At 51.8% G+C, this 9,562-nt stretch carries 8 protein-coding genes; all 8 read left to right on the forward strand.

The window, feature by feature from the left end:
- Positions 1 to 361 precede the first annotated feature (361 nt).
- Positions 362 to 1,111 (forward strand): adenosylcobinamide-GDP ribazoletransferase, encoded by a 750-nt coding sequence (locus Q0482_RS03995; protein ID WP_299143673.1) that lies wholly within the window; start codon positions 362 to 364, stop codon positions 1,109 to 1,111.
- Positions 1,099 to 1,986, forward strand: coding sequence for a GHMP kinase (locus Q0482_RS04000; protein ID WP_299143676.1), 888 nt, complete (start codon positions 1,099 to 1,101; stop codon positions 1,984 to 1,986). The genes Q0482_RS03995 and Q0482_RS04000 overlap by 13 nt, the downstream gene beginning before the upstream one ends.
- Entirely contained in the window at positions 1,967 to 3,046 is a 1,080-nt protein-coding gene (locus tag Q0482_RS04005) for a threonine-phosphate decarboxylase (protein ID WP_299143678.1), read from the forward strand. Before Q0482_RS04000 ends, Q0482_RS04005 begins: the two co-directional genes overlap by 20 nt.
- A complete protein-coding gene (gene cobC / locus Q0482_RS04010) occupies positions 3,043 to 3,669 on the forward strand; it encodes an alpha-ribazole phosphatase (RefSeq protein WP_299143681.1) in 627 nt (208 codons plus the stop codon). The genes Q0482_RS04005 and cobC overlap by 4 nt, the downstream gene beginning before the upstream one ends.
- Before the next feature lie 1,063 nt (positions 3,670 to 4,732).
- Positions 4,733 to 5,299 carry a sigma-70 family RNA polymerase sigma factor gene (locus tag Q0482_RS04015; RefSeq protein ID WP_299143684.1) on the forward strand — a complete coding sequence of 189 codons (567 nt, stop codon included), beginning with the start codon at positions 4,733 to 4,735 and terminating at the stop codon, positions 5,297 to 5,299.
- Positions 5,300 to 5,408: 109 nt separating this feature from the next.
- The gene (locus Q0482_RS04020) at positions 5,409 to 5,615 is read left to right on the forward strand and encodes a DUF2922 domain-containing protein (RefSeq protein ID WP_298026028.1); all 207 of its coding nucleotides are present in this window, start codon (positions 5,409 to 5,411) and stop codon (positions 5,613 to 5,615) included.
- Positions 5,616 to 5,674: 59 nt separating this feature from the next.
- Entirely contained in the window at positions 5,675 to 5,902 is a 228-nt protein-coding gene (locus tag Q0482_RS04025) for a DUF1659 domain-containing protein (protein ID WP_299143687.1), read from the forward strand.
- A 1,088-nt stretch (positions 5,903 to 6,990) separates the two neighbouring features.
- Positions 6,991 to 9,309, forward strand: a complete 2,319-nt coding sequence (locus tag Q0482_RS04030; RefSeq protein ID WP_299143690.1) for a virulence-associated E family protein — start codon at positions 6,991 to 6,993, stop codon at positions 9,307 to 9,309.
- The last annotated feature ends 253 nt before the right edge of the window (positions 9,310 to 9,562 follow it).

Consider the following 9,562-nt stretch of genomic DNA (forward strand, 5'->3'; position numbering starts at 1 on the left):
CTTCACCCATAGGGAAGCGTGTCACTGGATTCTCAGTCGCCCAAGGGCTCCCTACGAATCCAGTTCCCTTGCCACCCCGCAAGCGGTGGGACAATAAAATGGGGGGAGAGAACCCTCACGCCGTAGGCGTGTCCAAAGGCCGGTCAAACTTAAAAAACCTTCCCCTCTGAACCCTTTCCCAGCCCCTTGAAACACAACCCTTCTACACAACCTGCGCCGACAGGCGCGCCCCCTTTTATACTGCGGCGTCAGCCGCCACCACAACCCTCGGCGGCGTAGCCGCCGTCAAACTTCAGAGCCCGACCGCCCAACGGGCCGGTCAATCTTAAGAACCTTTTTTATAAATAACATTGGTGTCCATATGAATTCTTTCTTAGTAGGTCTGCAGTTTCTCACCCGCATCCATATTTCAAACAGTACGGTGTGGAAGGATGAGGAATTCGGAAAAAGTGTAATGTGGTTCCCTGTGTATGGATGGATTATCGGCGCATTTATGTGCCTCATCTATTTCCTCATGAAACCTCTTGATATGCCCTATCTCACTGCCTTTGTCATCGTGCTGGGGGAGCTTTTCCTTTCGGGCGGTACTTTGGCTGACGGGCTCATGGATTCTTCGGACGGGCTTTTTTCCGGCCGGTCCAGGGAGCGGTCCCTGGAGATTATGAAGGACAGCCTCATCGGCTCTTTCGGCCTTTTGTCCATGATTATTTTCATCAATCTCTACACCCTGGGACTGGGGTCTCTGGACGGGGCCCTGTATCCGGTGCTCATGGCGGCGCCTACGCTGGGGCGGCTGAATCTTGTGATCAGCATCTGTGAGTATCCATATGCCCGGCCCTACGGCATGGGGAAGGCTTTTTCCGCTTACCGTCCCAAACATGCGGTGGCCATCGCTTCTTTCTTTGCTCTTCTTCCGGCCCTCTATTTCGGCTTTGTCTATGTGCTTCTGGCAGGGGCGTCCCTGCTTCTGGGGCTCTACCTCAATCGCTGGATTGTGGGTAAAATCGGCGGCACCACCGGAGATACCTACGGTTTTGTGAATCAGGTGACGGAAGTATTTCTTGTTCTTCTCTTTGTTTTGATTTCCAGGGGGAATGTATGGCATATGTAGTCAGTTCGCCGGGCTCCTGCGGGGAGTTTATCCAGGGCTATAAGGATGGCTCTTCCTTTATGGTCACCTGCCCTGTGGACCGCTTTTCCTATGCCCTTTCCGGCTTTGACGGGGCAGGGGAGAAGCTGCCGGCCAAGGCGGAAATGGCGGTGCGCCATACCCTTTCCTATCTGGGAGAAGGGGGAAGGGCAGTGCCCCTCCGTTTGAAATCCTATATTCAAAAGGGAAAAGGCATGGCCTCCAGCACCGCCGATATCAGCGCGGCGGCCCAGGCGGCGGCTCTTTCCCTTGGACGGAAGCTGTCGGAAAGGGAAATTGCAGACATTGCCCTTTCCATCGAACCCAGCGATGCCACCTTTTTCCCGGGAATCGTGGAGTTTGACTACCGGGAAGGAAGGCTCATCCATGAAATGGGACTGTGCCCTTCCATGCAGATCCTGGTTTACGACTGCGGCGGGGAAGTGGACACCATGCAGTTTAACTCCAGAGGGGACCTGGTGGATCTCCAGAGAAGCAATGAAAAGGAAATCAGCCGGGCCCTTGCCCTTTTCCGCAGGGGGATTGCGGAAAAATCGCTGGACCTTATCGGTGAGGCGGCGTCCATTTCCTCCTTTGCCAACCAGAAAATCCTCTTCAAGAAACCGCTCTCCGATTTCTACCGCCACGGCCTTGCAAGGGGCGGGAAAGGGGTGATCTGCGCCCACAGCGGCACGGTGCTGGGCCTCATCCTCCCCATGGACCGGGACGCTTGGGCGGTGCGCTCTTTCCTTGATGAAAAAATGAAGGGAAGGATTTCCTTCCTGGACCTGGTGCATATTACAAACCAGGGCATGCAGTGCAGAAAGTGTGATGTGAATGACTTTGAAAAGCTCTAGGCACGGCGGAGACGTATTCTCCCTTGCCCCTGCCGAAAGAAATAAAATCCTTGATTTCAGCATCAATATCAACCCGCTCGGCCTTTCTCCCCAGGGGAGAAAGGCTCTTAAACGTTATTGGGAAATCGAAACCCTGCGCTATCCGGATGTGGAGGACCGGGACGTGACGGAAGCCCTGGCAAAAGCCTACCATATGCCAAAGGACACCATCGCCCTTGGAAACGGGGCCACAGAGCTCATGTACACACTCCTTGCCATAATCCGTCCCTCCAAAGTGCTGGTGCCGGCGCCTGCTTTTTCGGAATACCGCCTTTCCGCAGAAGCGGCAGGCATTCCGACGGAAAGCTTCCTTCTGGACAGGGACCATGGCTTTGCCCTGCCTCTGGAAGAACTGAAAAAACGGATGACCGAAAACTCCCTCATCTACCTGGGCCATCCCAACAACCCCGATGGCTGCCTCCTCCGGAAAGACGATTTCCTGTCCCTCCTTTCCATGGCGGAAGAAAAGAAAAGCCTCCTTGTGATTGACGAATCCTTCATCGACTTCGTGGAAGGGGACGTTTCCTGCCGTCCCTATGTGAATAACAATTCACATGTAGTGGTCGTTATGTCCCTCACCAAATTCTACGCCGTGCCGGGTCTCCGCATCGGCTGCTCCTTCGCCGCTCCCCCTTTGACGGAAAAGCTCAAAAGCCGCCTCATCCCCTGGAACGTAAATGGCCCTGCCCAGCTCTATATGACCTATGCCGCAGGAGACAGGGAATTTATAGAAAAATCCAGAACCTTCTGCAGAGAAGAAAGGGCCCGCTTCGTGAAAGCCCTTTCGGAAATCGAAGGACTTCAAGTGTACCCGGGCTGCGTCAATTTCATCCTTCTGAAACTCACCGGCTCCATCAAAGACGCCGCCGAGTTGCAGAAACTTCTCCTTCCTGAAAACATCTTCATCCGCCAGTGCGGCAACTACGAAGGCCTTGACGACTCCTATTTCCGCCTGGCCGTGAGGACAAGGGAAGAAAACGACCGGCTCCTTAAAGCATTGAAAGAGGTTTACCATCCATGATTACACTTTACCTTGTACGGCACGGCCAGACCGTGTGGAACAGCTCCGGCCGCTACCAGGGCCGCACCGACGTGGCCTTAAGCGAAAAAGGCCTCGCCCAGGCAGAAAAAACGGTGGAACGCTTCCGAAGCGTCCACCTGGACGGCGTCATCGCAAGCCCCCTTCAGCGGGCCGCCGACACCGCCAGAGGCATTGCAGAAACCCACGGCCTTCCCCTGGAAACGGACAGCCGTCTCATGGAACTCTCCTTCGGTGACTGGGAAGGAAAGACCTACGACGAAATCGAAAAAATCTGGCCCGGCATGATCGAAGCCATGTACCACGACGCCGGTACACTGAAACTCCCGAACGGCGAATCCTTCGAAGACTGCCAGAAACGGTGCATGGAAGCGGTGAATGAAATCCTTCAGCGGGGGGACAGCAAATCCTACGCCATCGTCTGCCACGGAGCGGCGCTCCGCACCATCATCTGCGCCCTCATAGACATTCCACTGGCAAGGTCCTGGAACCTGGCCCTCTCCAACGCCAGCATCTCCCAGGTCAACATCTACCCGGGAGATATGAATATGCTCTATACCCTGAACGATACCTCCCATCTGGGAGATTTGAAGTCGGGGAGCTAGGGACACGCCCTGCGGGCGTGCACAGCGAACATGATTTGAAGGAGCAAAGCGACGCGCAAATCATAGTGAGTCGTTTCCCCTTTAGGGGTGAGGGTTGACGGCCCTTCGGGCCGAAGTTTGACGGGGCTGTCGCCCCGAGGGTTCTAAAGTTTGACACGGCCTTCGGCCGTGAGGGTTGTGGTGGCGCCCTGCGGGCGCAATTATACAATTAAAACACCGACTTGCGGCAGGTGGTAGGGCGCCCTTTAAAAAGAAGGGGCGCCTCTTTTCCCCCGCCCGTCAGGGCGGTTGTGAAGGTTTTATAAAAAGAGGCGGCTTTCTATAATTTGAAGATGTCCACCACCCCGCTTCAGCGGACGGGGCTCCTTTTGAAGGAGCCCTGTTTTTGTGATTATCAGAAAAATTTCAAAAAATTTTCAATTTCCTACTTCCCATTTTTCATTCTCGCGGTATGTATATAGTAGAGGGACATGAAAAGCCCGCGGTTCTACCGGATATCACTCCATATGTTTCCAAGATGGCCATAAGAAATGATTCTATGGAGTGATGGAAAGCAGAAAATGGTACCGCTTTTCTCCCTCGCCATTTTCCGGAAATGGTAAAAATCAGTATCAACTGAAAAATAGCAGAGAAATCCAGGACTTAACGTCTATCGCGGCAGAAATGACGGGAGACTCATGCCTGGCGCGCGCCGTCGTACCTCGTACAGCAGCGGCCGTAGACCATGCAGACACCGAACTCATTGGGCATAGGGGATGGAAAGGCACCGGGTTTCTTTGTGATGTACGGCCGCCTGGGGGCGGCAGGCAGCTCGCAGCTAGTAGCTTGTAGCTAGCCACTAGCCACTAGCCACTAGCCACTAGCCACTGGCCACTGCGCCGTCAGGTGCCCCAGCCACTTATTCTCTTGCCAATTTCTTATATTATCGTTTACAATAAATATAAATACAAATTGAATACCGGTACGCTTGAGACAGATAGAGACGCGCTGAATAGAGACATAGAGAAGAAAAGCGGACCACCGGTGTTTTTTCCGATGCTTATCAGGGAAAAGGGTGATCCTCATGATGCAAAATATTAATTTCTATGATGAACTGGCAGTAAAAGCAAAAAAGGGCGATTCTGAATCAAAAGCAGCATTGTACAGGCATTTCAAAAAGTATATCCATAACTTGGCCCACCGCTTTTATGAGGGATGGGACGCCGAGGATGCGGAGCAGGATTTATGGGTGTATTTTCTGGAATGCCTTTTGTCGTACGATGATTCCCAAAAGGTCCATTTCCGCATGTATGTGATGAAACATTTGAAATGGTACATACTGAAACATTTCCGCCACAGCAGGGTGGAGAGGAAAGTGGTCAGTTCTGCGGAAGAAGCGGGCATGTTTCCCGATGTGGATTACAGGACAAAGGACTTTTCCATACCAGAGGGTGAAATCGAAAAGGTTCTGAATCAGTGCACTTTAACGCCGCTTCAAAGGAAACTTCTGGGCAGCAGGCTTTCCGGCAAAACATGGCAGGCCATAGCGGAAGAAAGGAATGTTTCAAGGAGAAGTGTGTATTACCATGTGGCCAGTATCCGCAGACGACTCATGGAAAATGAGAATTTTCAAAATTATTTTCTTGCCTGAACTTCTCATATTTCAATCCTACGGTATGTATATAGTAGAGGGTGAAATGAACGGAACATCCCAGGGCCCGGGATGAAAAATCCGAAGTGCCCTGGAAGGAGGAATGTGAATGAAGACACTGCAGCTTGTGTTTGCGGCAGGAAGCAACGCCACTTCCACACTCACCATTGCCAATCCGAAAGACGGACTGACTCTGGATGAAGTGAAAGCGGCTGTGGCCAAAATCCAGCCCATCATGGTGACCCGCTCCGGCGCGGAATTTACCGACTTCAAGAAAGCAGTCATCGTGAGCACCACGGAAGAAGAGCTGGCTTGAGGAGGCTTGTAAAGCGTATTGAATCTCAAGCGTATTACAACAAAGAAAGGAGGTAACCTATGGCTGTTAAAAAGGCAATGACTGACCTGAAACTGCAGATTCGTGTAGAAGATGGCACTACAGCTGCAGGAGCTGCGAAGATCAAAAGTCTGAGCTTCTCCAATATCAAGCTGGATGCCACTGACCAGGCGCTGCTGGATGCAGGCAAGGCGATTGTTGGAATCACCAATTATCCGCTTTCCGGAATCCGCTGCGTACAGACTCATGATATGGTAGATGAAGCGTAAGGAGGTGATCCAAAACACCGCCCCTGGATGGGGCGGTGTTTTTTCCTTTATGCCGGCAAATGCCATGGAGGGCGCCTAAAATCTGGAAGGCTCCAATTTTATAAAACCTTTACAGCTTCGCTGGCACTCACTGAAAAATCTAAAGTGAATCAGTTTTTGAAAACAGGTAATTTATATAAAAGGAAGTTATCATGCACAGGTTTGTATAAATCGGGAACCTATCCGGCAAATTAACATAGAAATCTTTTAAAAATATTTTATGCCATTAACTGTTCTGATGTATAAATTAATAACTGATTATCTATGAAAAAAGGTATCTATTTGTATATAAATTCTATTAAACAAACACAATTTTATTGTTGCATAAGATTCATGTATCTGCTAAAATGAATATGATGTATCTTATCCTATGCACTGAAGAATGTTGGTTTTGCCGTTTCCGACATCAGTTGCGATAAGTAGGGATAGGAACTAATATATCTGTCTTACTAACAATTAACATTTGCGCATGCATAATGTTTGCTGGTTGCAACCAGAAACGTTCTTTTGCATGCCTGGCTATTTTGTATTTAAAAGGCTGGGCTATTGATGCCCGGCCTTTTTTTCATGTTAATTTTTGCTTCCATTGTACAGTATTTGGAATGCCAGAGTTATTTGAAGTTCATACTTTGTGGAACTATCGTCCAGCTCAGGCTTCCGTTATGATTTTCATCAAATCAGAAAAGGAGATGGTCTATGTTCACATTCAGTACAAAATGCTTCGGTTGCTTCAGCAGAATTGTTGGTAAACGGCAAAGACAGATTCTGCTTCTCCTTCTTTTTGTAATCTCCAGTAGGATTTTCCTGCAGGAGTTAAGGAAGGGGGACAGGTAGTCTATCATCTGACTCAATGAATGGGGGAGTGATTGGATCCGGCTGCTGTCCTATGCTGCTGGATTCCAATTTCTGCCTGTTCTATGTTATCTTCCATATTCTTCTTTGTTTCTCAAGTATTCCTGTATTTCAACAGAAAGGTTGTTACCATGGAAAGATCCTATCAAATTGCCTTAGCTTCGAACCGTAAAGTGAAAATTTGGGAAAACCGGTCTATGACCTGGCACGAGCTGGTGGAGCGGATGCGCCGCCCTGTGAGGACAGGGGAGACGGCGGCGGAGTACCGGCAGATGACCCGTGCCCGGCAGGCTGATGTGAAGGATGTAGGCGGATTTGTAGGCGGGGCGCTGAAGGACGGGCTCCGGAAGAAGTCCCATGTGCTTTTGCGTTCTCTTCTGACTCTTGACATGGACTACGGCTATCCTGGCGTTGACAGGGATGTTCTGGGAAAGCTTTCCTGCACCTGTTTTCTTTACTCCACCCATAAGAGCAGCCCTGAGAAGCCGCGGCTTCGGCTGGTGATTCCTCTTTCCCGTGATGTGAGCGCTGCGGAGTATGGTGCCATTTCGCGGAAGGTGGCGGAGAAACTGGGCATGGCTCTTTTTGACCCAACCACCTTCGAGCCGGAGCGCCTCATGTACTGGGGATCCGTGTCAAAGGACGGGGAGTATGTGGCCGAGGGACAGGAAATGGAGCTGCTGGATCCCGATGAGGTTCTGAAGGAATATAAAGACTGGACCGACGTCTCTTCATGGCCATGCGCAGAGGGAAAGGGCGTGGCGGCCACGGTGGCAAAAGCGGATGATCCATATGGGAAGAGGGGACTGGTAGGCGCGTTCTGCCGGGCCTGGCCTATGGATGATGTGATCCGGACATTCCTTTCTGACCGGTATGAGCCGTCTGTCATTCCCGGACGCTATGACTACAAGCCCGCCGATTCATCGGCAGGGGTAGTGGTGTATGAGGGAAAATTCATGTATTCCTTCCATGCCACGGATCCTCTCTGCGGGAAACTGATGAATGCCTTTGACGCCGTGCGTCTTACTCGCTTTGGCCAGCTGGACAGCGATACTGACACCACTGTACCGGTGGACCGTCTACCGTCCTACAAGGCCATGATTGACTTTGCAAAAAAAGACGGGCGGGTAAGGGAAGAAATTTTGAAATCGAAAGCCAGGGAAGCGGAAGAAGATTTCAAGGTTCCTGTGCCGAAAGCAGCCAAAGCAAATACTGTGAAAAATCTCACCGCCAGACTGAAATTCAAGTCTGACGGTACGGTGGACAACTGTCTCACCAATTTTTTGACCATTCTTCGCATGGATGAAAAGCTCTATCCCATTGCCTACAACCTTCTGACCGACTCCGTAGACGTGAGAGGCTCCCTTCCATGGCCCAGAATCAAGCCGGGCTGGTCTGACAATGACATGTCCCAGCTGAATGCCTATATTTCCAGCCACTACGGCATTTACGCGCCTATGAAATCGAAAGACGCATTGATTACCGTGGCCAGCGAGCGCCAGTTTCATCCTATCCGTGAATATTTCGCGTCTCTTCCGCCCTGGGACGGCGTGAAACGTGTGGAGACCCTTTTGGTGGACTACCTGGGCGCCGAAAACAGCGAATACACAAGGGCAGTCACCAGAAAGACCATGGCCGCCGCCGTGGCAAGGGTTCATCAACCGGGGGTGAAATTTGATTCTGTCCTCATTGTAAACGGAGCCCAGGGGCTGGGGAAATCAACCCTCTTCGAGCGTCTCGGGGGACAATGGTTTTCCGACAGCCTCACACTGACCGACATGAGGGACAAGGCCGCCGCGGAAAAACTGCAGGGCTATTTCATCCTGGAACTGGGAGAACTGGCGGGCATGAAAAAAGCGGACATTGAAACCGTGAAATCCTTTATTTCCAGAAGGGACGACAAATACAGGGCCAGCTACGGCATCAACGTGGAAAGCCATCCAAGGCAGTGCGTCATCGTAGGCACCACCAACGCGGAAAACGGCTTTCTGCGTGACGTCACCGGCAACAGGAGATTCTGGCCGGTAGCTGTCAAGGGCAGCCATACAAGGAAGCCCTGGCACATGATGAAGGACAAAATCGCCCAGATCTGGGCCGAAGCCATGACCATCTGGAAAGCCAGAGAGCCCCTCTATCTTGAAAACGACCTCCTTTCCGCTGCCCGGAAACAGCAGCAGGCCGCCATGGAAGCGGACGACAGGGAAGGACTGGTGCGGAGATACCTGGAAATCCGTCTGCCCAAAAGCTGGGATACCATGGACCTCACAGAAAGGAGGGTCTATCTTTCCGGCGCGGAAGGGGCGCAGGAACAGGGAACCATCATCAGGGAAACCGTCACCAATATGGAGATTTTTGCAGAATGTCTGGGGCAGGATCCCGCCCGCATGAAAAAACAGGACAGCTATGAAATCTCTTCCATCATGAGCCGGATTGACGGCTGGAGCAGGAGCGCAGGTAAGAAGAATACGCCCTATGGACGGCAGAGGTTCTATGAGAAGAACACGCCTTTGGCGTGAGGGTTGACGGCCTTTCGGGCCGAAGTTTGACGCGCCTGCCGGCGCGAGCGTTCTGAAGTTTGACGGCCCCTGCGGGGCCGAGGGTTGTGGTGGGCGCCCTTCAAAAAGAAGGGGCGCCAGTATGAAAAAACCGTACAACCGCCCTTGCGGGCGAGGGAAAAACACTCCCCCCTTTGGTGGCTGGCGCCACCACCTTTCCCCCGCTAAGTTCGGTCGGGCGGCCCAAAGGAAAGCGCTCTTATGGGCAGGCTAG

Source organism: uncultured Dialister sp. (genome assembly GCF_937959425.1).
Taxonomy (GTDB): Bacteria; Bacillota; Negativicutes; order Veillonellales; family Dialisteraceae; genus Dialister.